This is a genomic window from Rhodobacter viridis (genome assembly GCF_003217355.1).
GTDB classification, from domain to species: Bacteria; Pseudomonadota; Alphaproteobacteria; order Rhodobacterales; family Rhodobacteraceae; genus Rhodobacter; species Rhodobacter viridis.
Map to the genome: position 1 here is coordinate 74,160 of NZ_QJTK01000005.1, position 22,553 is coordinate 96,712.

General features: G+C 66.1%; 22 protein-coding genes. 9 read left to right on the forward strand and 13 right to left on the reverse strand.

The annotated features are described in order from the left end of the window. Window positions 1–7: 7 nt before the first annotated feature. Genes C8J30_RS08630 through C8J30_RS08650 form a run of 5 tightly spaced genes read left to right on the forward strand, consistent with a single transcriptional unit; the run spans window position 8 to window position 3,660 of the window. Window positions 8–529 carry a nitrous oxide reductase accessory protein NosL gene (locus C8J30_RS08630; protein ID WP_110805446.1) on the forward strand — a complete coding sequence of 174 codons (522 nt, stop codon included), beginning with the start codon at window positions 8–10 and terminating at the stop codon, window positions 527–529. After that, window positions 526–855 carry a hypothetical protein gene (locus C8J30_RS08635; protein WP_110805447.1) on the forward strand — a complete coding sequence of 110 codons (330 nt, stop codon included), beginning with the start codon at window positions 526–528 and terminating at the stop codon, window positions 853–855. The genes C8J30_RS08630 and C8J30_RS08635 overlap by 4 nt, the downstream gene beginning before the upstream one ends. Next, complete coding sequence (locus C8J30_RS08640) at window positions 852–1,991, forward strand: ABC transporter permease (protein WP_110805448.1); 1,140 nt, start codon at window positions 852–854, stop codon at window positions 1,989–1,991. The genes C8J30_RS08635 and C8J30_RS08640 overlap by 4 nt, the downstream gene beginning before the upstream one ends. Then, a complete protein-coding gene (locus C8J30_RS08645) occupies window positions 1,988–2,665 on the forward strand; it encodes an ABC transporter ATP-binding protein (RefSeq protein WP_110805449.1) in 678 nt (225 codons plus the stop codon). The genes C8J30_RS08640 and C8J30_RS08645 overlap by 4 nt, the downstream gene beginning before the upstream one ends. Further along, the gene (locus C8J30_RS08650) at window positions 2,662–3,660 is read left to right on the forward strand and encodes a hypothetical protein (protein WP_110805450.1); all 999 of its coding nucleotides are present in this window, start codon (window positions 2,662–2,664) and stop codon (window positions 3,658–3,660) included. Before C8J30_RS08645 ends, C8J30_RS08650 begins: the two co-directional genes overlap by 4 nt. Window positions 3,661–3,839: 179 nt before the next feature. Here C8J30_RS08650 and C8J30_RS08655 read toward each other — a convergent pair whose 3' ends face one another. The 4 genes from C8J30_RS08655 to C8J30_RS08670 form a co-directional block, all read right to left on the reverse strand. After that, window positions 3,840–4,580, reverse strand: a complete 741-nt coding sequence (locus C8J30_RS08655) for a YebC/PmpR family DNA-binding transcriptional regulator (RefSeq protein WP_110805451.1) — start codon at window positions 4,578–4,580, stop codon at window positions 3,840–3,842. A 72-nt stretch (window positions 4,581–4,652) separates the two neighbouring features. Further along, entirely contained in the window at window positions 4,653–5,021 is a 369-nt protein-coding gene (locus tag C8J30_RS08660) for a hypothetical protein (protein ID WP_110805452.1), read from the reverse strand. A 7-nt stretch (window positions 5,022–5,028) separates the two neighbouring features. Then, window positions 5,029–6,816, reverse strand: coding sequence for an SLC13 family permease (locus tag C8J30_RS08665; protein ID WP_110805453.1), 1,788 nt, complete (start codon window positions 6,814–6,816; stop codon window positions 5,029–5,031). Between the two features lie 131 nt (window positions 6,817–6,947). Further along, complete coding sequence (locus C8J30_RS08670; protein ID WP_110805454.1) at window positions 6,948–7,763, reverse strand: TIGR00282 family metallophosphoesterase; 816 nt, start codon at window positions 7,761–7,763, stop codon at window positions 6,948–6,950. 291 nt (window positions 7,764–8,054) lie between these two features. Between C8J30_RS08670 and C8J30_RS08675 the strand changes: the two genes are divergently transcribed. Continuing rightward, on the forward strand, window positions 8,055–8,636 hold the full coding sequence (locus tag C8J30_RS08675; protein WP_245909736.1) for a CHAP domain-containing protein: 582 nt from the start codon (window positions 8,055–8,057) through the stop codon (window positions 8,634–8,636). 45 nt (window positions 8,637–8,681) lie between these two features. On the opposite strand, the gene C8J30_RS08680 is transcribed toward C8J30_RS08675, so the two are convergent. From C8J30_RS08680 to mgtE, 6 genes are all read right to left on the reverse strand, one after another. After that, complete coding sequence (locus C8J30_RS08680) at window positions 8,682–9,035, reverse strand: zinc ribbon domain-containing protein YjdM (RefSeq protein WP_110805455.1); 354 nt, start codon at window positions 9,033–9,035, stop codon at window positions 8,682–8,684. Window positions 9,036–9,047: 12 nt separating this feature from the next. Beyond that, window positions 9,048–10,838 carry a patatin-like phospholipase family protein gene (locus tag C8J30_RS08685; protein WP_110805456.1) on the reverse strand — a complete coding sequence of 597 codons (1,791 nt, stop codon included), beginning with the start codon at window positions 10,836–10,838 and terminating at the stop codon, window positions 9,048–9,050. Beyond that, window positions 10,822–11,859, reverse strand: a complete 1,038-nt coding sequence (locus tag C8J30_RS08690; RefSeq protein ID WP_110805457.1) for an HNH endonuclease family protein — start codon at window positions 11,857–11,859, stop codon at window positions 10,822–10,824. The genes C8J30_RS08685 and C8J30_RS08690 overlap by 17 nt, the downstream gene beginning before the upstream one ends. Continuing rightward, complete coding sequence (locus C8J30_RS08695) at window positions 11,846–13,729, reverse strand: AAA family ATPase (protein ID WP_181420818.1); 1,884 nt, start codon at window positions 13,727–13,729, stop codon at window positions 11,846–11,848. Before C8J30_RS08695 ends, C8J30_RS08690 begins: the two co-directional genes overlap by 14 nt. A gap of 457 nt (window positions 13,730–14,186) precedes the next feature. Beyond that, the gene (locus tag C8J30_RS08700; protein WP_110805459.1) at window positions 14,187–14,747 is read right to left on the reverse strand and encodes a 5-formyltetrahydrofolate cyclo-ligase; all 561 of its coding nucleotides are present in this window, start codon (window positions 14,745–14,747) and stop codon (window positions 14,187–14,189) included. Beyond that, window positions 14,744–16,126, reverse strand: a complete 1,383-nt coding sequence (gene mgtE / locus C8J30_RS08705; RefSeq protein ID WP_110805460.1) for a magnesium transporter — start codon at window positions 16,124–16,126, stop codon at window positions 14,744–14,746. The genes C8J30_RS08700 and mgtE overlap by 4 nt, the downstream gene beginning before the upstream one ends. A 99-nt stretch (window positions 16,127–16,225) precedes the next feature. Here mgtE and guaD point away from each other — a divergent pair, with 99 nt between their 5' ends. Beyond that, window positions 16,226–17,539 carry a guanine deaminase gene (gene guaD / locus C8J30_RS08710; protein WP_110805461.1) on the forward strand — a complete coding sequence of 438 codons (1,314 nt, stop codon included), beginning with the start codon at window positions 16,226–16,228 and terminating at the stop codon, window positions 17,537–17,539. Window positions 17,540–17,637: 98 nt separating this feature from the next. Here the strand turns inward: guaD and C8J30_RS08715 are convergent, their stop codons facing one another. The 3 genes from C8J30_RS08715 to C8J30_RS08725 form a co-directional block, all read right to left on the reverse strand. Then, on the reverse strand, window positions 17,638–18,975 hold the full coding sequence (locus C8J30_RS08715; protein WP_110805462.1) for an 8-oxoguanine deaminase: 1,338 nt from the start codon (window positions 18,973–18,975) through the stop codon (window positions 17,638–17,640). A gap of 99 nt (window positions 18,976–19,074) precedes the next feature. Further along, on the reverse strand, window positions 19,075–19,896 hold the full coding sequence (locus tag C8J30_RS08720) for an inositol monophosphatase family protein (protein ID WP_110805564.1): 822 nt from the start codon (window positions 19,894–19,896) through the stop codon (window positions 19,075–19,077). Window positions 19,897–19,992: 96 nt separating this feature from the next. Next, window positions 19,993–20,355 (reverse strand): helix-turn-helix domain-containing protein, encoded by a 363-nt coding sequence (locus C8J30_RS08725; protein ID WP_013066617.1) that lies wholly within the window; start codon window positions 20,353–20,355, stop codon window positions 19,993–19,995. A gap of 345 nt (window positions 20,356–20,700) precedes the next feature. On the opposite strand from C8J30_RS08725, the gene C8J30_RS08730 reads away from it, so the two are divergent. Both C8J30_RS08730 and C8J30_RS08735 read left to right on the forward strand, forming a co-directional pair. Continuing rightward, window positions 20,701–21,660 (forward strand): NADPH:quinone oxidoreductase family protein, encoded by a 960-nt coding sequence (locus C8J30_RS08730; protein ID WP_110805463.1) that lies wholly within the window; start codon window positions 20,701–20,703, stop codon window positions 21,658–21,660. 123 nt (window positions 21,661–21,783) lie between these two features. Beyond that, window positions 21,784–22,500 (forward strand): Bax inhibitor-1/YccA family protein, encoded by a 717-nt coding sequence (locus tag C8J30_RS08735; RefSeq protein WP_110805565.1) that lies wholly within the window; start codon window positions 21,784–21,786, stop codon window positions 22,498–22,500. The last annotated feature ends 53 nt before the right edge of the window (window positions 22,501–22,553 follow it).

Here is a 22,553-nt window from a genome sequence, read left to right on the forward strand (position 1 = left end):
GTAGCACATGTACAATATTTCCCGCCGCAGCGCGCTGAGCCTTCTGGCAGGTGTCTCGGCCCTTGCCTTTGGCATGCCGCAGCCCGCCCGCGCCGATGCTGCACCGATTGATCTGCCGAAACCCGGGCCACGCGACACCTGCGCGGTCTGCGGCATGTTCGTCGCCCGTTACCCCGAATGGGTGACGACTTTGGTCTTTGCCGATGGCACGGCCTTCTACTTCGACGGCCCGAAGGACTTCTTCAAATTCCTTGAGGACGTGCCGCACTACGCCGCCGGGCGCAGTCGCGATCAGATCGCAACGATGGCCGTGACCGATTACTACGGCGTGCGGCAGGTCGCGGCGCAGGAGGCACTCTTCGTCGTCGGATCGGATGTGCTCGGCCCGATGGGACATGAGTTCGTGCCGCTGGCGACCGAGGCCGATGCGGCGGATTTCATGAAGGATCACGCGGGCAAACATCTCTTCCGCTTCGCGGAAATCCCCGCGGGCCTTCCCGCCAAACTCGATGCGGGTCAGTTCGAGTGAGCCTGCGTCCCGCGACCCCGGTGCTGAGCGCGCTCGCCGCGCTTTTAGCCCTCGCCGGGGTCGAGGGCACACATGCCCGGCTGACCGCCCCACGCGAAGCCGCGCGTCTGGCCGACGAGGCGCAGCTGGTGCGCGCCCTCGGCCTCACTGATCTCGCGCTTTTCACCGAGGCGCGGTACACCCGCCATCCCGCCTTGGCCGATCTTGCGACAGCCTTTCAGGATAACCCCTTGTCTTTCGAACATTTTCCTTCTGGCAGCCTGATCGCCCCGCCCGAGCATTTCGGGCCAACGGCGCTTGGCTTCGCCCCGGAGGATCTGCGATGAGCGCGCTGAACCGCCAACGCGCGCTTCTTGATTTCACCGTCGCGGCGCTGGCGCGGCGGCGGATCAAGAATCTGGCGCTGGTCGCGGTCTTTGCCACGGTGGTCTTTTTGCTCGCCTCGGCGATGTTCTTTGCCTCGAGCCTGCGGCGCGAGGCCGAGGCGACGCTGGCCGGGGCCCCCGATCTGATCGTGCAGAACCTCAGCTTGGGCCGTCAGGCGATGATCGACGCGGCAGACCTGCCGAAAATCGCGGCGATCCGCGGCGTCGCGACGGCCGAGGGGCGGCTGTGGGGCTATTATTACGACCGGATCAGCGGCGCGAATTACACGGTGATGGTACCCAGTGCCGCCGATCTGGTGCCGCCCCCCGGCGAGGTGATCGTGGGCGAGGCCGTGCCGCGGGTGCGCGATTTCAAATGGCAGGGCACGCCGCTTTTCCTGTCGCGCCACGAGGGCGATCTGGTGCGCTTCGACATTGCCCGGACGCTCGGCTCCGATGTGGCGCTGATCAGCGCCGATCTGGTACTGATGAACGAGGTCGATTTTCGCAGCTTTTTCAATGTGCCAGCGGGGAAGTTCACCGATCTCGCCGTCACGGTGCGCAACCCGCGCGAGCTTTCGACCGTGGTCGAAAAGGCCAGTGCCGCGCTGCCCGACGCCCGCTTCGTCACCCGCGAGGACATCGCCCGCACCTATCAGAAGCTCTTCGACTGGCGCGAGGGGGTGATGGTGGCACTGGCCTTCGTCGCGATGCTGGCCTTTGCGATCTTCGCCGCCGAGAAGGCGACCGGGCTTTCCGCCGAGGAGGCGCGCGAGATCGGCATCCTGAAGGCGATCGGCTGGGATACCCGCGACGTGATCGCGATGAAACTGTGGGAGGGTGGGCTCGTCTCGGGCGGGGCGTTCCTGCTGGGCACGGTGATCGCCTATGCGCATGTGTTCTGGGCGGGGGCGCCGCTTTTTGCCTCGGTGCTGAAGGGCTGGGCGGTGATCTATCCCGATTTCCGCCTGACGCCCGCCATCGACGCGCTGCAGCTGGGCACGCTCTTGCTTCTGACCACCCTGCCCTATGCCGCCGCGACCGTGGTTCCGGTCTGGCGCACGGCGGCGGCCGATCCGGATGCGGTGATGCGATGATTTCTCTGCACGGCGTTTCAAAGACCTATAACGAAGGCCGCCCCAATCAGGTCACGGCGCTGCACGGCATCGACCTTGCGATCGCACCGGGGGTGACGGTGTTCATGGGGCCTTCGGGCTCGGGCAAGACGACGCTCTTGAGCCTTGTGGGCTGCATGGCGCGGCCGACGACGGGGCGGATCACGCTCGACGGCGAGGTGATTTCCAGCCTGCCCGAGCGCTTCCTGACCGATCTGCGCCGACGCCGCTTCGGCTTCGTGTTTCAGCGCTTCAACCTGATCCGGGGCTTGTCGGTGCTGGAAAACGTGATGCTGCCCGCGGCGCCGCTCGGCGAGGAGCGCGCGGTGGTCGAGGCCCGGGCGCTGGCGCGGCTCGAAAGCCTCGGTCTGGCGGGCAAGGCGCGGATGCCGGTCGAGGTGCTCTCGGGCGGCGAGACGCAGCGGGCGGCGATTGCCCGGGCGATGGTCAATGACGCGCCGGTGCTGATCGCCGACGAGCCGACCGCGAACCTTGATACCGCGCTCACGCATCGCTTTCTCGACATCGTGGCCGCGCTGCGGGCCGAGGGCAAGACGGTGATCCTGACCAGCCACGATCCGCGCATCATCGCGGCCGCGCCGGTGACGGCGGTGGTCGAGATGCAGGACGGCACGGTGCTCGAGGTCAGGTCATGATCTTTCACACCCCGATCCTGACGCTGCTTCTGGTCTCGGCGCTGGCCGCGCTGGTGGCGCTCTGGTCGGCGGGCTTCGGGCTTTCGGTGCTGCGGCGCTGGGATCTGGCAAGCTGCAGTCGCGGGCAACTCATGATGGAGCGACGCACCGAACTCGTCTCGACGCTGTTCGCGATGGTGATGGCGGCCGAGGCGGCGGCACTCTCTCTTTTCATCTTCAACGCGGATCGGATGGCGGCGCTGTTCGTCGGCGCGATGTGCGCGGTGGGTACGCTGAACGTGAACGGCTACGGCTTTCCGGCGCTTTATGCGCAGATCGCCACCTTCTTCGCCGCGGCGGTCTGGCTGGTGCTTGACCACGTTGACCGGCTTGGGCGCGACTATCCGCTGACGCGGGCAAAATATGCGGCCGTGCTGGCGATTGCGCCGCTGGTGCTGCTCTCGGGCGGGCTGCAGCTTGCGTATTTCCTCAACCTGCGCACCGATGTGATCACCTCCTGCTGCTCGAAGCTCTTCACCCCGGCGAATGCGGGGATCTCCGACGAGATGGCCGGGGTCGATCCGGCAACCGCCTTGTGGGCGCTGGGGATCGCCGGGGGGCTTGTGGCGGCGACCGGCATCCGCGCGCTGCGCAGCGGACGCGGGCACGGGCTTTTCGCGCTGGCAGGCGCGGGCTATTTCGGCGCGGCCCTCGTCGCCATGGTCTCGACGATCGCGCTTTATCTCTACGAGAACCCGAACCACCACTGCCCGTTCTGCATCCTGAAGCCGGACTATGGCTATATCGGCTATGCCTTCTACCTGCCGCTTTTCGGGGCGACGGCGCTGGCGCTTGGCCTCGGCGCCGCAAGCCCCTTCGCCGCGCGCGCGAGCCTGCGCGCCCCCCTGCCCGCGGTGATGCGCCGTCTGACCCTTTGGGCGCTGGCGGGCTTTGCGGCCTATGGCTTGGTCACCGTCTGGGTGATCCTGCGCTCACATCTGATCCTGTTCGGCTGATCGACGACAGGTCATCTCCGCCCCCGGGATGCGCCCCCCATCCACGCACTGCTTCTTCTTGGATCAAATACGCTGGGGGGTCCGGGGGGCGAAGCCCCCCGGCGGGTCGGCGCGCCACGCGCGGCGAAACCAAAGGGCGCCCCGAGGGGCGCCCTTTGCAATTCCATCCCCGAAGCTCTTCAAAGCTGCGCGGCGACATCCTCGGGAACGTCGAAATTATGCGTCACCGTCTGCACGTCGTCGTCCTCTTCCAGCGCATCGATCAGCTTCATCAGCTTCTGCGCGGTTTCCAGATCGACCTCGGTCGTGGTCTGCGGCTTCCAGATCAGCTTCGATTCGGTCGATTCGCCGAGCGCCTTTTCCAGCGCCTCGGACACTTCCGACAGCGCCTCGACCGAGCAATAGATCCAGTGGCCTTCCTCGTCGCTTTCGACGTCATCGGCCCCGGCCTCAAGTGCCGCCATCATCACCGTATCCGCGTCGCCCACCGAAGCCGGATAGGAAATCTCGCCCATACGGTCGAAGCCGTGGCTCACCGAGCCGGTCTGGCCCATGTTGCCGCCCGATTTGGTGAAATAGCTGCGCACGTTCGAGGCGGTGCGGTTCAGGTTGTCGGTCAGCGCCTCGATGATCACCGCGATGCCGTTCGGGCCGTAGCCCTCATAGCGGATTTCGGTATAATCCGCCGCATCGCCCATCTGCGATTTCTTGATCGCGCGGTCGATCACGTCCTTCGGCATCGATTGCGCCTTGGCGGCCTTGACCGCCAGACGCAGACGCGGGTTCTTGTCGGGATCAGGGTCGCCCATCTTCGCGGCGACGGTGATTTCCTTCGCCAGCTTCGAGAACATCTTCGAGCGGATCGCATCCTGCTTGCCCTTGCGGTGCTGGATGTTCGCCCATTTGGAATGGCCTGCCATGCCCCTACTCCGTCCGATTGCTGTGTTGCGGCCCCTATAGCCAAAGGCCGGGCTTACCGCAAGTCGGCCGCGTCAGCCGGGTTGATGACCGAAGTTCGCCGACTGCCGGTCCGCACCGCCCTCCGGGGTGACCCAGTCGAAGACGTGGCCATCCGAACTGCGGGTCAGGCGGACCGTGGCATAGGGCTCCATCAGCGCCTCCGCCCCCGGCACATGGATCTTGTGCCGGATCGTGACGCTGTACGCCATCGCCACCGCACAGCCCGGCAACGTGCCCGAGGGGGCGGCGGCGATATCGGCTGCGCAGCGGCTGCCGTCGCTGAAATGCACCGTCAGACGATTGGACAGCAGATCGATCCGCTCGGGGTTGGGTTCGGGCGCAGGCAGCGCGGCACAGGCCGAAAGCGCAAGGGCAGCGGGCAGAAGGACAGCGAAACGCATGGGAACCTCAGGGAACAAGCGGCCAGACAAGGGGGATCACCAGCACGGCGACGATCCCGGTGATGATATCGAGCGGAATGCCCAGACGCAGGAAGTCAGAGAATTTGTAGCCGCCCGGCCCGTAGACCATCATGTGGGTCTGATAGCCGATCGGCGTCGCAAAGGCCACCGAGGCCGAGAACATCACCGCCACCGCGAAAGGCCGCGGATCCAGCCCGAGCGTATGCGCCAGCTGGATCGCGATCGGGGTGAAGATCACCGCCACCGCATTGTTCGACAAGAGTTCCGTCATCGCAAGGCCCAGGAAATAGACCGCCGCCAGCGCCGCGATCGGCGGCAGGTCCTGCATCAGCGGCGCCACCGCATCGACGATCAGCTTGACCGCGCCCGAGGCATCGAGCCCTTCGCCCACCACCAGCATGGCGAAGATCATCGCCAGCAGTCGGCCATCGACATAGGAAAAGGCCTCGTCGGCATCGATGCAACGGGTCAGCAGGATCACCGCCACCGCCACCATCGCCAGCTCCATGATCGGCGCCACATCGAGCGCCGAAAGACCGACGACGGCGAGCAGCGCCAGAACCGCGATCGGCATCTTGCCACGGCGGAACGCCCGCGCCGTCGGGCGGGACACGTCGACCAGATCCATGTCCTGCGCCAGCCGCGCGATATCTTCGGGCGCGCCCTCGAGCAGCAGCGTATCGCCGACGACGACCACCAGATCGTCAAGCTTGCGACCGATGTTCTGGTTGCGCCGATGCGCCGCCAGCACATAGACCCCATAGCGCCGCCGCAGCCGCAGTTCGCCCAAGGACCGCCCGATCATCCGGCACCCGGGCGAGATCAGCACCTCGACCGTCTCGGTGGCGACCGAGGACAGCTTGTCCACCACCCGCACATCCTTGTTGGTCTGCATGCCGAGCAGCTCGGAAACCTCGGTGCGCAGCACCACCCGGTCCCCCGCCTCCAGCACCGCCGCCGCCAGATCGCGGCGCAAGCTCGCATCGCCGCGCAGCACGTCGATCACCCGCACGCCGGTACGCTTGAAGATGTCGATGTCGAGCACGCTCTTGCCGATCAGCGCCGAATCCTCGGGAATCGCCACTTCGGTGAAATATTTCATCTTCGGGCGCCCGCCCCCCAGCGTCGCCGCCATCGACACCCGGTCGGGCACCAGCCGACGCGAAAACAGCGCCATGAAGATCGAGCCCGCCAGACAGATCGCCAGACCCAAAGGCGCAATCTCGAAGATCGTGAACGGCTCCATCCCGTCCTTGCGCACCACCCCGTCGACCAGAATGTTGGTCGAGGTGCCGATCAGCGTGATCATGCCGCCCATGATGGTGAAATAGGAAAGCGGCATCAGCAGCCGCGACGGCGGCACATCGAGCTTGCGCGCGGCCTGCATGAAGATCGGGATCATCACCGCCACCACGGGGGTGTTGTTCATGAAGGCCGAGGCGCCCATGACGATGACGAACAAAAGCACCGTCGTCAGCGCCGGACGTTCCCCGATATGGCTCTCGACGGTGCGGGTGGCGCGGTCCAGCGCGCCGGTGCGCACCAGCGCCCCCATGATCAGGAACATGAAGGCGATCGTCCAGGGCGCCGAGTTCGACAGCGCGCCCACCGCCTCCTTGAACGGCACAAGGCCCAGCACCAGCATCAGCGCCGCCCCGCCGATGGCGATGACTTCGGGCGGATCCTTTTCGCGCACGAAGAGAATGAACATGCCCAGCACGATGGCAATGGAAAGCCAGGCTTGCGCGCTTGCGCTCAGTCCAAGGTCGATCATCTCAGGCCTCTCTGGTTCGCCGAGATACTAGCCGCCCAAGCCGTTCGGGCAAGCTTTCATCGCGGCTTTCCGCGCCATCTTTCGGTGTCGGCGGAAAAATGCTGTTTTTTCGGACATATGGCGGAAGGTGCTCAGACGGGCGTCGCCTCGGGCAGACGGCCGCCGACACGCACCGGAGCGATCCGCGTGGCCTTGCCGCTGCGGTCGTCGGTCTCGACATAGACGCCCGAAAGCGTCACCGGCCCCTCGGCCGGGGTGAAGCGATCGCGCGTCATCCCGGTCAGGAAGCGGCGCATCGGTTCGGCCTTTTCCATGCCGATGATGCTGTCGTAATCGCCGCACATGCCCGCATCGGAAAGATAAGCGGTGCCGCCCTTCAGGATCACCGCATCGGCGGTGGGCACATGGGTATGGGTGCCGACGACAAGGCTGGCCCGGCCGTCGCAATATTGCCCCATCGCCATCTTTTCGGACGTCGCCTCGCAATGCACGTCGACCAGAATCGCCTGCGCGAGCCCGCCCAGCGGATGCGTGCGCAAGACCGTGTCGATCGCCGAGAAGGGATCGTCGAAGGGGCGCTTCATGAAGACCTGCCCCAGAACCTGCGTCACCAGCACCTTGCGGCCGCGGCGGTCCTCGAACAGGCGCGCGCCCTTGCCCGGCGCTTCCTTGGCATAGTTGAGCGGCCGGATCACCCGCGGCTCGGTTTCGATGAAGCGCATCATGTCCTTCTGATCGAAAGCATGATCGCCCAGCGTCACCACATCGGCACCCGCAGCCAGCAGCAGTTTCGCATGCTCGCCGGTCAGCCCCATGCCGCCCGAGGCGTTTTCGCCGTTCACCACGACGAAATCGAGCCCCCAGTCGGCGCGCAGCTTCGGCAGCCGTTCCGCCACTTCCGCGCGTCCCGCGCGCCCCATCACATCGCCAAGAAACAAGATCTTCATGGATTTCCTTTGGCCGAAGCCCCGCCGGAAAGCAACCATTGCCTTGCGTAAAAGCGTCGCGCCGACCCATTTCAGGGACAGCTTGGCGCCTCCGAAAGCCCCACGGCCCCATCGGGCGACCTAAGGAAAAATTTCAGCATCGGCAAAAATCCGCCGCCCAAAAACCCGAGTCGTGGCAGATTTCCGCCCGTTCCCGAGCCCGCCCGTTCAGGAAGCTTTAACTCCGCCCAAGATCCCCGGTATGGCTTGGGCCGCAACGAAGCCACTCACTCACTTTTCGTTTCAGGTCCGATGAAAATCACGCTCAAATCCTCCGGGCAGCTTGTCCGGCTGCCCCTTGCCATTGCCGCTCTGGCCGCCCTGTCGGCCTGTGGCAGCTTTGGTGGCGGCGATCAGGCCCCGCGGATGAACTTCGCCTCGGCGCAGGACCGGCCCGACGAGGTCGACCCCGCCCGGCGCGACAATGCCGTGGCGATCGCCAAGGAACTGCGCGCCCGCGGTGGCCGGGTCTGGTGCGTGCCGTTTGCGCGCAATGCCTCGGGCATCGATCTGCAGGGCAATGCCGGCACCTGGTGGTCGAAGGCCTCCGGCCGTTACGAGCGCAGCCACACCCCCGAAGTCGGTTCGGTCATGGCGTTCTCGGCGACGCGCAAGATGCCGATGGGCCATGTGGCCGTGGTGTCGGAAGTGGTGTCGGACCGCGAGATCAAGATCGATCACGCGAACTGGCAGCGCAACCGGATCTCGCTGGGCATGACCGTGCATGACGTGTCGAAAAAGAACGACTGGAGCCAGGTGCGGGTGATGAGCCAGGAAAGCGCCGCGGGCCGGGTCTATCCGGTGGCGGGCTTCATCTCCAAGGACGAGGGCTGAGGCCCCCGTCCCCGGCAAGACAAAGGGCGCCCTGGGCGCCCTTTCTTATTCCTGGACCTTCTTGACGAATTGCGACTTCAACCCGATCTGGCCCACGCCGGGCAGCTTGCAGTCGATGTCGTGATCGCCCGGCACCAGCCGGATGCCGCGCACCTTGGTGCCGACCTTGACGACCTGCGAGCTGCCCTTGAGCTTGAGATCCTTGATCACCGTCACCGTGTCGCCATCGGCGAGCAGGTTGCCCACGGCATCGCGGATCTCGCCCAAGGCGCCAGCCTCGGCGGTTTCGCTCCCGGGCGCCCATTCATGGCCGCATTCGGGACAGGTCAAAAGCGCGTCCACCTGATAGGTGAACGTGCTGGCGCATTCGGGGCACGGCGGCAGGGTGTCATCGGTCATGATGGCCCGGCCTTACACGTCCGGATAGAGAATGGCCAGATGCGGCCAAGCCGCGGACGGTTTGGGCTCCTGATCGAGGGGGGTGGTGTCCATGTCGGCGATATGGCGCATCCGCGACGAGCTGGCGGGCAGTTTCGACTTGTCGTCATCGCTCAGCGGGTCGCGGTAGAAGGTCATGCCCAGATCGGCGATCCGCTGTGCCCGGGCGATCAGCTTTTCGCGCAAGGCGGGCGGCAGATTGTAGTGCTCGAACGGATGATTGCGCGCCAGCTGCGGGTAGATCGGCGCCGGGCCCGCGCCCGAGGCCAGCCAGTGATCGGCGAAATCCATCAGCACCCGTTCCAGCGCCGGAAGTTCGGTCAGGAATCGGCGCCACTGGTGTTCCTCGAGCTTGAACCGCTCGACCAGCGCCTCGCCCGCCTGCGCGCCATAGCCGGTCAGCCGGGTGATCGTCTCGGGCGCCATCTGCAGGTTCAGCCCGCCCTCGTCCTCGGTCAGGTTGACCGTCACAATGCGCTCGCGGAACCCGGTCAGCACCGATTGCAGCGAATCCTGCCAGTCCTTGGCGCTGTCGAAAAGCGCCATGACAAAGCCGCCCAGCCCGGAAATCCTGTGCGTCGGCAGAAGCCGGCCCTTGCGCGGATCCCTCGGCATCTTGATGCGCGGCGTTGCCTCGTCGCCCTTGTCCACCCGTGCGGGGTCGAATTCGCCCAGCGAAATCCCGAAGGTGGGCGAAAGCGGCAGCACATGGTCGAAGAAATGCACCGGAAAGTTCGACGACAGCCCCCCGTCCGAGAACAGGCAGCGACAGAGCCTCGCCGCCGGTTCCGCCTTGACCAGCGTGTAATCGACCCGGTGCAGCGGCACGGCGGAAATCAGCATCGGAAACGACAGGCTCATCCGCGCCAGCACGACCACCGGCAGATCGTCAAAGCGGAACAGCCGCAGCCGCCCCGTGGGATCGGCCCAGTCCGCCTTCACCGGTTCGGAGTTCGCCACCATATGCGCCACGATCCGGTCGGGGAAAATGCGGGCGAATTCCTCGGGGTCGAAGGCATGCAGGTTGTTGCGCATCGGCAGGACAAAGGGGCGGTGCGTGGTGATGTCGGTGGTCACCGTCTGCACCCGGATGCCCCGCTCGGCGAGCATCTTCAGCGTCAGCGGCGCAGGACCGACGGCGCCAAAGGCGATCTCGTCGATGCGCCGGGCCATCCAGTCCGACAGGCCCGTGTCTGGCTTGTAGCCCTTTTGCGTGCGCCCGGTGCAGATGCCGTAGTCATTCGCGGCCAGCCCCTCGGTCGCCTGTTTCTTCGCCTCCCAAAGCGGCCAACCAAGCCCCCCCGCCGCCATCACCACAAGACCCAGAAGCAGCCAGCCCCAGACCACGGTCGAGGACGCGAAAAGCGCAAGGATCACCATGATGATCCCCAAGGCCGCGCCCTGCACCATCTCGCGCGGGTAGCCGCGCATCAACGCCCAGAGGATCGGCAGCGGCTTGCCCTTTTGCGCGGCAAGCAGCAACCGGAAGAGCGGCGCCAGTTCCGGCACCGGCTGGAATTTCTCAAGGACGGTGGTCGACAGTTCCTCGGCCAGCCCCTCGATCTTGTCAAAGCCGCCCTTGTCGCGGCCATATTCCGCAGCCGCCGCGAAGACCGCGGCAATGGCCCCGGCCGAGGTGCCGCCAATTTCGGAAAATCGGTAGTGATCCGACAGCTTTTTCAACGCCTTGGGATAGACCACCCCCGAGGTGATCCCCCCTTTCAGCACCAGATCGCAACTCGGAAGGTCAGTCGTCTGTGACATGGGTTTCCTCCGTCATATGGCCAAGCCGATCGGTCCAGCGGTCGATCCACTGGCCCACCATGGCCGAATAGGGTTGGTCGGGCGCGGCCATGGCGGCGATCGCCGCCGTCAGCCGGTCGGCGAAATCGGCCACGATCCGCGCGCCGGTCCGGGCTTGCGCGTCCCTGCTTTGCGCCAGATCCTCGGCCAGCGCATGGGCCTCGATCACCAGCGCGCCCAGCATTTCGAGATGCCGCAAGATCCGCGTGCGCGCCTGCACGAGGCCAAGGCGATTGAGCCCGTAAACCTGGATCGAGACCGCGCCGCGCGCCGAGACATGCGGGGCCACGGCGTCGGGCGTGATCGCGGCGCCGACCAGCGGCAGCACCAGCCCCTCGCCCGGTTCGGTGCGGGCGGGCAGCACAAGGCCCAGCGGCTCGGGTGCATCGACCAGAAAGGTCAGATGCGCGGCCGGATCGTCGCGGCAAGGGTCCAGCAGATAGGGCCGTTCGAGCGCCGTTTCCGCCGCGGGGTCGTCCGAGGTGCCAAAGGCGCGGCTGCCCGCAAAGACCGGAAAGGCGGTTTCCTTGCCCACTGCCAGCGCGGTCGTGGCACTGCGCGCCAGATCGGCGAGCGCCCCCGAGGTCGGATTGGGCAAAAGCTGATAGCGGCGCCGGTTGCAGTCGATGCAGGACGGCAGCAGGTTCGTCCATTCCATCGCGAGCCACCAGTAGCCCAGGTGCTCGGGCGCATCCTCGACCTCGGATTTCGGCCGGTAATGCTCGATATCGACGGGCGCCTGCGCCGCGTAATCGCTTTCGCAATAAGCACATTTGCCATGGAACAGACGTTCGAGAGCGGCCCGCACGCCCTCGTCCTTGTAGACCTTGTAATCGAACCCCTTGCCACGCGGTTCGCCACGCGCAATCGCGTCGCGCTGTGCCTTGACATGTGCGGCGGCTTTCGCGCGTTCGGCCGCGGCACGGCTTTGCGGGCCGTCCATCGCTTGCGGCACCGGCCCCGTGCGCTCAACGTGGCGCATCGCGGTCCCCCTTCAGGATCGCCACGATCCGCGCGCGGGTTTCGTCGCGCAGGCGGCGGCGGTTTTCCTCGGTCCGGCTGGACTGGTCGCGCAGGTAATCGGCGACCGCCTCTTGCACCAGCATCGAGACTTCAGACCGCCCGACCGGCAGCGCCTCGGTGACTTCGCCGCGGAATTTCTCGATCAGTTCCGCCTGTTTCGCGGCCTTCGCCGGGTCGGTTGCATCAAGGCCAGACAGCGCATCGACCAGATCCGCCATCGCCGCCCCGGCGCGAGGATCGTCGGTGTCGTAAAGCGCGAAGAAATCGGATTTCAGCAGTTGCTCGATCGTCAATTGCCGCACGTCGGGCAGCGCGATCAGCGCATCGACCTTGACCGGAAGCGCGCTGCCCGCGGCCTCGCCCGGGATGCGGCGCAGAACCAGCACCTCGCCCTTGTCCATGCCGCGCAGGCACAAAGGATCATGCGTCGTCGCGATCAGCGTCATGCCCGGCAGGGCGCGGCGCAGCCCGTCCATCACCTGCACCTTCCAGCGCGGATGCAGATGTGCCTCGACCTCGTCGATGAGCAAAAGCCCCCGCGCCGATTTCAGGCTGGGAAAGCGCCAGGGCGTGGCGTCGTCGATCAGCCAGCGCATCACGTCGCACGAGAGCGCCAGCATGGTCCGAAACCCCGAGGAGACGGCATCGAGCGGCGTGGCGATCTCGTCATCGTCCTTTTTGGTGATGACCATGCAGGCGGTGTCGCTGCGTTCGATGCGCTCGAAATCGCCACCGGGGCCGAAGATGAAGCGCAGGGCGGCCACGACCTCGTTGAAGCGGTCTTCGGGCAGGCGAAGCAGCCATTTGCCGGGGTTCGACAGCAATTTGTCGTTGCGAAACAGCGTGAGGATGCCGCGGCCCGGGGTCCAGTCGTGGTTGTCCTGACGATAGTGGCGATAGGCGCCATAGGCGAAAACGGGCAGGGTTTCGGGCCGCGCGCCTTCGGTGCGAAAGCCGCGCGGGGTGAGTTTGAGCAGGAGTTGGCTTTGCGCGCCCGCCGCGTCCTGCAGGGTCAACCGCACGACGCCGGTCTTGCGGGGCTCCAGTCGGCTGCCCATCTGCGCGGGGTCAAGCAGATGGTCTTTGGCCGAAATATCAAGGGCTCTGCGGTCAGGGGGCGCGGCCAGCGCCAGCGCGATGGCTTCCAGAAGCGAGGATTTGCCCGCGGAGTTTTCACCCAGGATCAGCCGCGCCGCCCCGCGCCCGTCGGCGGGTGGGGGCAGATCAAGGTCAAGCCGCTCGATCCCCTTGAAGCCGCGGATCTCGACCCGGGTCAGCGTCGGCGGGGGGATGTAGGGGGCAGGTTCGGGGATCACCTCTGCCAGCAGATCGGGGCTTATCGCGCTCGAGAGCGTGCCCAGCGACAGCATCATCCCTTCGGGCAGAGCGGGCGGCTCGGCCCCGGTCTTGAAGATGTCGGGCGGCGGAAGCTCGCCGGTTTGCTGGCGGGCAAGGTTGGTGAGGAAGCCGGTGAAGTCATCGCGGGAGTTGTCCACGGAAAGGAAATCCTTCGGCGCGGTCAAGACCGCACTCTTGAGGACAGCCTGTTCCCGTTCCCGCACAAGGGTTTCACGGTTCAGGTTGAAGTGCTCGACCGTGGCAGCGCCGCGGTCGGAAATCGGTGTCCAACTGCCATCGATGTTTGCGCGCAAGTGATCCTCGATGCGCTGGTCAACACAAGGGTCCAGAAACAGAGGGTCTTCGCGGGCGCCATCCTCGGCCTCGGCGGGGTCGAGCGGCCAGACCCCGGTTCCCTCCGAGACGTAGCGTTCGTAAAGCGCCACCGAGGGCAAGGGGGGACGTTTTCCCGTGACGGGAAAGAGGTTCATCTGACGTGGGCGGCAGTCGGCGCAAATGAGATAGAGGTTTTGCCAAGCATCCGCGAGCCAGCCATAGGCCCAAGCGTCCGTCTGCGCATCCGTGGAAAGCGCATCGGAAGTTGGGCGAAATCGAAACGGCACTGATCGACCGGGCCCGTCGCAGAAAACGCATTTTCCACCAAAAACCGGGGCCAATTCGGATGTAAGAACCATCGAAATCGGCAAATGCCGATCCGGCGGCCTTGTCTGCGCCCTGCGCTTTTCATCCAGCTTCAGCCACGCCAGATAGGCCTCCCGCATCCGCTGAAATTCGGGGGCGGAAAGGGATTTCGGGGCCTCGCGCGGACGTTCGATGAAACGCATGGGACAAGAACCGAAAGAAGATCGTTGACCCAGCATAGCAGATTCGCGCCGCAACGCACCCGAAGGGTTGCGCGCGCGTCAAAAATCCGCGCTTCGGTTGTGCTTAGCCGGGATGGGGGTAGATCGGGCCGCGCTCGGTCACGATCAGATCAAGCGGCTGATCGGTCGGCTCGGTCGGCACCGCCTCCATCTCCTGCGCGCCAAAGGCAAAGCCGATCGCCGTGGCGGGGCCCGCCGCGCGCAGGCGTTCCAGCGTGCGGTCGTAAAAGCCGCCGCCATAACCCAGCCTAAACCCACGCCGGTCAAAGGCGACGAGCGGCACGATCAGCACCCGCGGCGTGATTTCGGCGCCGGTTTCAGGGATAAAAGCGCCGAAGGGGCCGGGGATCAGCGCCGCCTCGGGCGTCCATGTGCGGAACAGCAGCGGCTGGCCCTCGCCGAGGATCACCGGCACGCCCACCGGCCCCAGATGCGCCGCCATCGCCGGACGCGGGTCGATCTCGGTGCGGATCGGCAGATAGCCCGCCATCGGCGCCCCTTCAAACCGCATCAGCGCCGCCAGAAGATGCTCGCAGGCGTCGCCCTGCCCCGACGCGAAAGCGGTCTTGCGGGCGGCAAAGGCGGCCTTGCGCGCCTCGGCCTTGAGCGCCGCCAGATCGGTCATACCAGCACCCATGTCGCAAGCCCAAGGAAGGCGAAGAAGCCCATCACGTCGGTGAGCGTCGTCACGAAAGTGCCCGAGGCCAGCGCCGGATCAAGCCCCAGCCGTTCGAGCGTCAGCGGCACCATCACGCCGCCCAGCGCCGCGACCATCTGATTGACGATCATCGCCAAGCCCAGCACCAGCCCCAGCGCCGGATGGCCGAAGATCACCGCGCCCGCAACACCCAGAAGCATCGCCAAGCTGAGACCGTTCACCACGCCCGCGCCGATTTCGCGCAACACCACGCGGCGCGCGTTCGAGGCGGTCAGATCGCGCGTCGCCAGCGCCCGCACCGCGACGGCCAGCGATTGCGTGCCCGCGATGCCGCCGGTCGAGGCGACAATCGGCATCAGCGCGGCGAGCGCCACAAGCGACGAGATCGTGGCCTGAAACTGCGAGATCACCACGGCCGAGAGCGAGGCGGTGAAGAGGTTCGCCACCAGCCACGGCAGACGCTGGCGCACGGTTTCCAGCACCGAGTCGGAAATCGAGCTTTCCTCGCCCACGCCCGCGAGACGCAGGATGTCTTCCTCGTGCTCCTCGTCGAGCACGTTCATCGCATCGTCGATGGTGATCACGCCAACGAGACGGCCGTCATCATCGGTCACCGGGGCGGAAATCAGGTGATACTGGTTGAAGGCATAGGCGACGTCGCCCTCTTCTTGCCGGGCGGAAATGGTGCGGAAACTGTCCTCGGTGATCGCGGTCAGCCGCGTATCGGGCTTTGACGACAGGATCTTGCCCAGCGTCACATAGCCCACCGGATGATAGGCCGGATCGACCAGGATGACGTGATAGAACTGATCGGGCAGCCAGTCCTCGCTGCGCAGGAAGTCGGTCGCCTCGGCCACGGTCCAGTGCTGGGGCGCGACGACAACCTCGCGCTGCATCAGACGGCCGGCCGAATATTCGGGCCAGGTCAGCGATTGCTCGACGGCGGCGCGGTCGGTTTCATCGAGCGCCTCGAGGATGGCCTCCTGCTGGACCTCCTCCAGATCCTCGATCAGGTCGACGACGTCATCCGAATCGAGTTCGCGCACGGCTTCGGCCAGAACATCGGCGGGGATCTGTTCGATCACCTCCTCGCGGATCGATTCGTCGATCTCGGTGAGGATTTCGCCATCCATCTCGCGGCCGTAAAGCCGCAGGATCTCGCGCCGTTCGGAGGTGGTGACCTGTTCGAGAAGGTCGGCGATGTCGGCGCCGTGCAGGGGTTCGAGCAGATCCGAAACCAGCTCCGCATCGCCCGCTTCGGTCGCGGTCAGAACGCGTTCGACCAGATCTTCGGTCAGCGCGGGCAGGTCTTCGGCTTCGTGCTCTTCTGCCCGCTCTTCCGCCATGCCGCCCCCTGATGTGCCGTATTCTGGTTTGCCGCCACCTTATCGCAGCCGCCTGCGACAAAAAAGCCGTGATTGCCGAAGCATGGCCGCGGCCCTAGCATGAGCGCGCACGGGAAAGGAAGGTGGCGCGTGGAGATTTTGCTGGGTCAGGTGCTGCGATTTGCGTCGGATGCGAGGATCGAGGGGCCGAGCGCGGCGCGGCATGACCGTCAGGGCGCGGTGGCCATCGAGGCGGGGAAGATCGTCGATGTCGGTCCGGCCGAGGCGGTGCTGGCGCGCCACCCGCAGGCGCATCGCACCGATCTGGGCGAGAAGCTGATTTCGGCGGGCTTCATCGACGCACATGTGCATTATCCGCAGACCGCGATCATCGCGAGCTGGGGCAAGCGGCTGATCGACTGGCTGAACAGCTACACCTTCCCCGAGGAAATGCGCTTTGCCGATCCGGCCTATGCGGCCGAGATCGCGTCCCGCTATCTGGATCTGGCGCTGGCGCATGGCACGACCTCGATGTGTTCCTATGCGACGATCCATTCCTCCTCGGTCGATGCCTTCATGGGCGAGGCGGCGCGGCGGGGGATGCGGGCGCTTTCGGGGCGGACCTGCATGGACCGCGACACCGCGCCCGCGGGGCTGCGCGACACCGCGCAGGCCGCCTATGACGAAAGCAAGTCACTGCTCACGCGATGGCATGGCCGCGACCGGCTGGGCTATGTGATCACGCCGCGGTTCTCGCCCACCTCCACGCCCGATCAGCTGCTGGCGCTGGGGTCGCTCTGGGCCGAGCATCCGGATTGTCTGATGCAGACGCATCTGAGCGAGCAGGTCGACGAGATCGCCTGGGTGAAAAGCCTGTATCCGGCGGCGCGGGATTATCTCGACACCTACGAGACCTTCGGCCTGCTGGGCGAAAACGGCGTCTATGGCCATGCGATCCATCTGGAGCCGCGCGAGATTGCCCGGCTGCGCGATGTCGGCGCGGGGCTGGCGCATTGCCCGACCTCGAACACCTTCATCGGCTCGGGGCTCTTTGATGCGGCGGGGCTGGCCTCGGCCGGGATCAGGATCGGGCTGGCCACCGACACCGGGGGCGGCTCGAGCTTTTCGATGCTGCGCACGATGGCGGCGGCCTATGAGATCGGGCAGTTGCGGCGCGGTGCGCTGCACCCCGCGGCGCTCTGGTATCTCGCCACGGTCGGCGCGGCGCAGGTTTTGCGCATCGATCAGGCGGTGGGCAATATCGCCGTCGGGATGGAGGCGGATCTGATCGCCGTCGATCTGGCCTCGACCCCCGCGATCGCCCAGCGCGCCGAGCGGGCGGGCGATTTCTGGGAGGCGCTTTTTCCGACGATCATGATGGGCGACGATCGCGCGATTGCCGGGGTCTGGGTGGCCGGGCGGCGGATGAAGTAACGGGGGGCGGAGCGGGGCTCTGCCCGTTCGACGGGGCGTCCTTCCCCCGGAAGGCCGCCTTGCCCGTCTCGCCCCGAGATATTTGCAGCAAGATGAAATCAGCGCGCAAGGGCGCGGGCGAGGTGGTTCGCGCGCTCGATGACGCGGGGCAGATCGAGCGTGGTGATCTGACCGTCACGGACGATCTGACGGCCTTCGACAAAGAGATGCTTCACCCGCGTCGGGCCGGACAGAAGCAGCGCCGCGACCGGATCCCAGACGCCTGCCGCCTCCAGCCCCGAGACGTCCCAGATCGCCAGATCGGCGCGTTTGCCGGGCTCCAGACTGCCCAATTCGGGGCGCCCCAGAACCTGCACGCCGCCCAGCGTGGCGATCTCCAAGGCCTCGCGCACCGACATCGCATCGGCGCCATTTTGCACCCGTTGCAACAGCATCGCCTGCCGGGCTTCGGCGATCAGATTGCCCGCGTCATTGCTGGCCGAGCCATCGACGCCCAAAGCCACAAGCACCCCCGCATCGCGCATCGCCCGGACCGGCGCGATGCCGGAGCCAAGGCGACAATTCGAACAGGGGCAATGGGCTACCCCGGTCTTCGAGCGGGCAAAAAGGTCAATTTCCGAACCGGAGAGCTTGACGCAATGGGCATGCCAGACATCGGCGCCGGTCCAGCCCAGATCCTCGGCATACTGGCCGGGACGGCAGCCGAACCGGTGCAGGGAATAGGCGATATCCTCGTCATTCTCGGCCAGATGCGTGTGCAGCATCACCCCCTTGTCGCGCGCCAGAAGCGCCGCGTCGCGCATCAGTTCGCGCGAGACCGAAAACGGCGAACAGGGGGCCACGCCCACCCGCACCATCGCGCCGGGGCGGGGATCGTGATGGGCGTCGATGACACGGATGCAATCGTCCAGGATCGCCGCTTCGCGCTCGACCAGACTGTCGGGCGGCAGGCCGCCCGCGCTTTCGCCGATCGACATCGCGCCGCGGGTCGGGTGAAAGCGCAGCCCCAGTTCGGCCGCGGCGGCGATCGTATCGTCGAGCCGCGCGCCGTTCGGGTAAAGATAGAGGTGATCCGACGAGAGCGTGCAGCCCGAGAGTGCCAGCTCCGCCAGCCCGATCTGCGCCGAGGTGAAGATCTCCTGAGGCCCCATCTGCGCCCAGATCGGGTAAAGCGTCTTCAGCCAGCCGAACAGAAGCGCATCCTGCCCGCCCGGCACCGCGCGGGTGAGCGTCTGATACAGATGATGGTGCGTGTTGATCAGGCCGGGCGTGACAACGCAGCCCGCAGCCGAAACGACCTCGCCCGTGGTCACAAGCCCCTGCCCCACGGCGGCAATCTCGCCGCCGCGGATCAGCAGATCGGCGCCGCGCAACTCGCGCCGCGCTCCATCCATGGTGACTAGGACGTCAGCCCCCCGGATCAGAACTTCCCGCATCGCAACCTCCCGCGCAACGCCCCGACCTCGGGGAAGTCCGAAGGGGCCCGAGGGCCCCTTCGGGCGGGGGTGCGGGGGCGGCAGCCCCCGCCTGCCCCCTCAACCGTTCAACACCGCCATGGCGGCCGCATGGATCTCGGCATTCGCCGCCGCGAGCACGCGCCCGCCCTCATGCGCCGGACCGCCCGTCCAGTCGGTCACGATCCCGCCCGCCGCCTCGATCACCGCGATCGGACCGCCGACGTCATAGGGCTGCAACCCCGCCTCGACGACCAGATCGATCTGACCGGCCGCGATCAGCCCGTAGGCATAGCAATCGGTGCCGTAGCGCGTCAGCTTCACCTGTTTCGAAAGCCGCGCGAAAGCCGCGCCCTCCTCGGGCGTGCCGACCTCGGGGAAGGTGGAATACAGGATCGCCTCGGCGAGCGGCCGCGGCCCGCGCGTGCGCAGATCGGCCTGCCCCAAAGGCCCGCTCACCCGTGCCTGTCCGAACCCGCCCAGAAAGCGCTCGCCGATATAGGGCTGGTCGATCAGCCCCATCAGCGGCGCCCCGGGCTTGGCGTCGCCTTCTACCGAGAGCGCGATCAGCACCCCCCAGGTCGGCGTGCCCGAGAGATACCCCCGCGTGCCGTCGATCGGGTCCAGCACCCAGGTCAGACCCGATGTGCCCCGCGTCACCCCGAATTCCTCGCCCCAGATCCCGTCCGAAGGCCGCCGCTCGGCGAGGATCGCGCGCATCGCCTGTTCCGCGGCGCGGTCGGCCACGGTCACCGGATCGAAGCGCACGACCTCCTTCGTCTCGGCCGCGATCCCGCCCGGCGTGCGGAAATGCGCCAGCGTCGCGACGCGGGCGGCATCGGCCAAGGCTTCGGCGGTGGCGATCAGATCGGCCTTTTCGGCCTCGCTCAGAGGGGGCGGCATGGACGGCGGCATGGACGACGGCATGGGGGGGCTCCGGAAATACGAAAGGGGAGCGTCACCGCTCCCCATATCTTCAACCCCGATTGCGCGACCTTATCAAGCCACGTCGGAGAGAACCTTCGCCAGTTCGAACAGACGGCGCCGCTGCGCCTCCGGGATCGCGTAGTACGAACGCACCAGGGCCAGCGCTTCCTTGTCGGAGAACAGATCCCCTTCCTGCGCGGCCGTGTTCGGGTCTTCGCCCGACAATCCTTCGAAGAAGAACGACACCGGCACGTCAAGCGCGTCGGCAATGTCCCAAAGCCGCGAGGCCGAGACACGGTTCATCCCCGTTTCGTATTTCTGAATCTGCTGGAACTTGATGCCGACCTTGTCGGCGAGTTGTTGTTGCGTAACCCCCACCAGCCAGCGGCGGTGACGGATACGCTTGCCCACATGGACATCGACCGGATGCTTCATTCATTCTTCCCCGGAACTCTTCGGATGTATGAAACTAGCATAGCGCGAATTGCCGTGCCGGTTGCAAAATCTGGAAACTATCCAAAAAGATAGGTGATTTGTCAGGCAGGGCGCTACTTTATGCCGCACAGGCAGACCGCGCCCATCACGTTTTGTCAAGACCGGAGCGGCAAAGGGGATTTTGACCGCCCGATATTCGCAACTTGCATCGCAAATTGCACTTTCCGCTGCGTCACCTTCAAGCTTCGCGCTCCGGTTGATTCGGCAGTCAACCACCATCCCGAGGCTGGCCACACCGTTCCGGGCGGGCTAGGCTGAGGCTCCCGATCTCACCGACAGGACAAGATGCGCGCCTTCCTTCACACCGATCCGACGACGCCACCCGCCCTTGCCGATCTGCCGCTGCCCGCGCCCGGTCCGGGCGAAGTCGCGGTCGCCATCGCGGCCTGCGGGCTCAATTTTGCCGATCTGCTGATGCTTCAGGGCAGCTATCAGGCGACGCCGCCGCTGCCCTTCGTGCCGGGGCTGGAGGCGGCCGGAACGATCACCGCCGCGGGTCCGGGCTGCCGCCTTGCGCCGGGCACGCGCGTTGCGATCCATGCCGGGCACGGCGGGCTCGCCGAGGCCGGGGTCTTTGCCGAAGACCGCTGCACGCCCCTGCCCGACGGACTGGATTTCGAGACCGCCGCCGCCTTTCAGATCGCCTATGGCACCTCGCATCTGGCGCTGACCCTGCGCGGGCGGCTCAAACCGGGCGAAACACTCGTCGTGCTCGGCGCGGCCGGGGGTGTTGGGTTGACCGCGGTCGAGATCGGCGCACGGATGGGCGCGCGGGTGATTGCCGTCGCGCGCGGCGCCGAGAAATGCGCGATCGCGGCCCGGGCGGGTGCGGCAGAAACGCTCGATGCCGAAACGCCTGATCTGAAGGCCGCGCTGAAGGCGCTTGGCGGCGCCGATGTCGTCTATGATGCCGTGGGCGGGGCGCTCGGCGAAGCCGCGTTCGGCGCGCTCAAACCCGGGGGGCGGTTCTTGCTGATCGGCTTTGCCGCGGGCCAGCCGCCCGAGCTGAAGCTCAACCACGCCTTGGTGAAAAATCTCGAGATTCACGGGCTTTACTGGGGCGGTTATCTCGATCTCGATCCGGCGGCGCTGCAACGCTCGATGACCGAGCTGTTCGCCCTTGCCGCTGACGGGCGGCTTCGCCCGCATATCTCGGCCCGCTTCCCCCTGTCGCAGACCGCCGAGGCGCTCGAGATGTTGCGCAGCCGCCGCTCGACCGGCAAGATCGTCGTCACGATGGGGTGAGCCCACCCCGCCGGCGGCCGATTTTCTGCCGCCGGGTTCTTGAAACCCGCAGGGTCCTTTCCGATATCGGACCCGACGGCGGCCCCCTCGCGCGTGCCGCTGCAAAAGACTGGAGACAAGCACATGGCTAATTTCAACACGATGCAAAGCACCGCGGCTGGCCGTGCGAGCTACATCGACGCGGGTCTGCGGACCCATATGAACAAGGTCTATGGCCTGATGTCGGTGGCGATGATCGTCACCGGCGCCGTGGCCTTCGGCGTGAGCCTGAACGACCAACTGCTGATGACGCTGTTCGGCACGCCGCTGAAATGGGTCGTGATGTTCGCCCCGCTCGCGGTCGTCTTCGCCTTCTCGGCGATGATCCACAAGATGCAGACCTCGACCGCGCAGATGGTGTTTTTCGGCTATTCGGCGCTGATGGGCCTGTCGCTCGCCTCGATCTTCAAGGTCTACACCGGCGTGTCGATCGCCCAGACCTTCCTGATCACCGCGATCGCCTTCGCCTCGCTCTCGCTTTACGGCTACACGACGAAGCGCAACCTGTCGGCTTTCGGCTCGTTCCTGATGATGGGCGTGATCGGCCTGATCGTCGCGTCGCTGCTGAACATCTTCATCGCCTCGTCGGCGCTGCAATTCGCGATCTCGGTGATCGGCGTGCTGCTGTTCGCGGGCCTGACCGCCTATGACACGCAGAACATCAAGAACACCTATCTGCAACTCGCCCAGTCGGATGCCGATTTCCTTGGCAAGGCCGCGATCCTTGGCGCGCTGCAGCTCTACCTCGACTTCCTGAACCTGTTCATGTTCCTGCTGCAGTTCCTCGGCAATCGCGACTAAGACAACCTCCAAACCAACCTCCGGGAAAGGCCCTGCGGTTCGCCGCGGGGCCT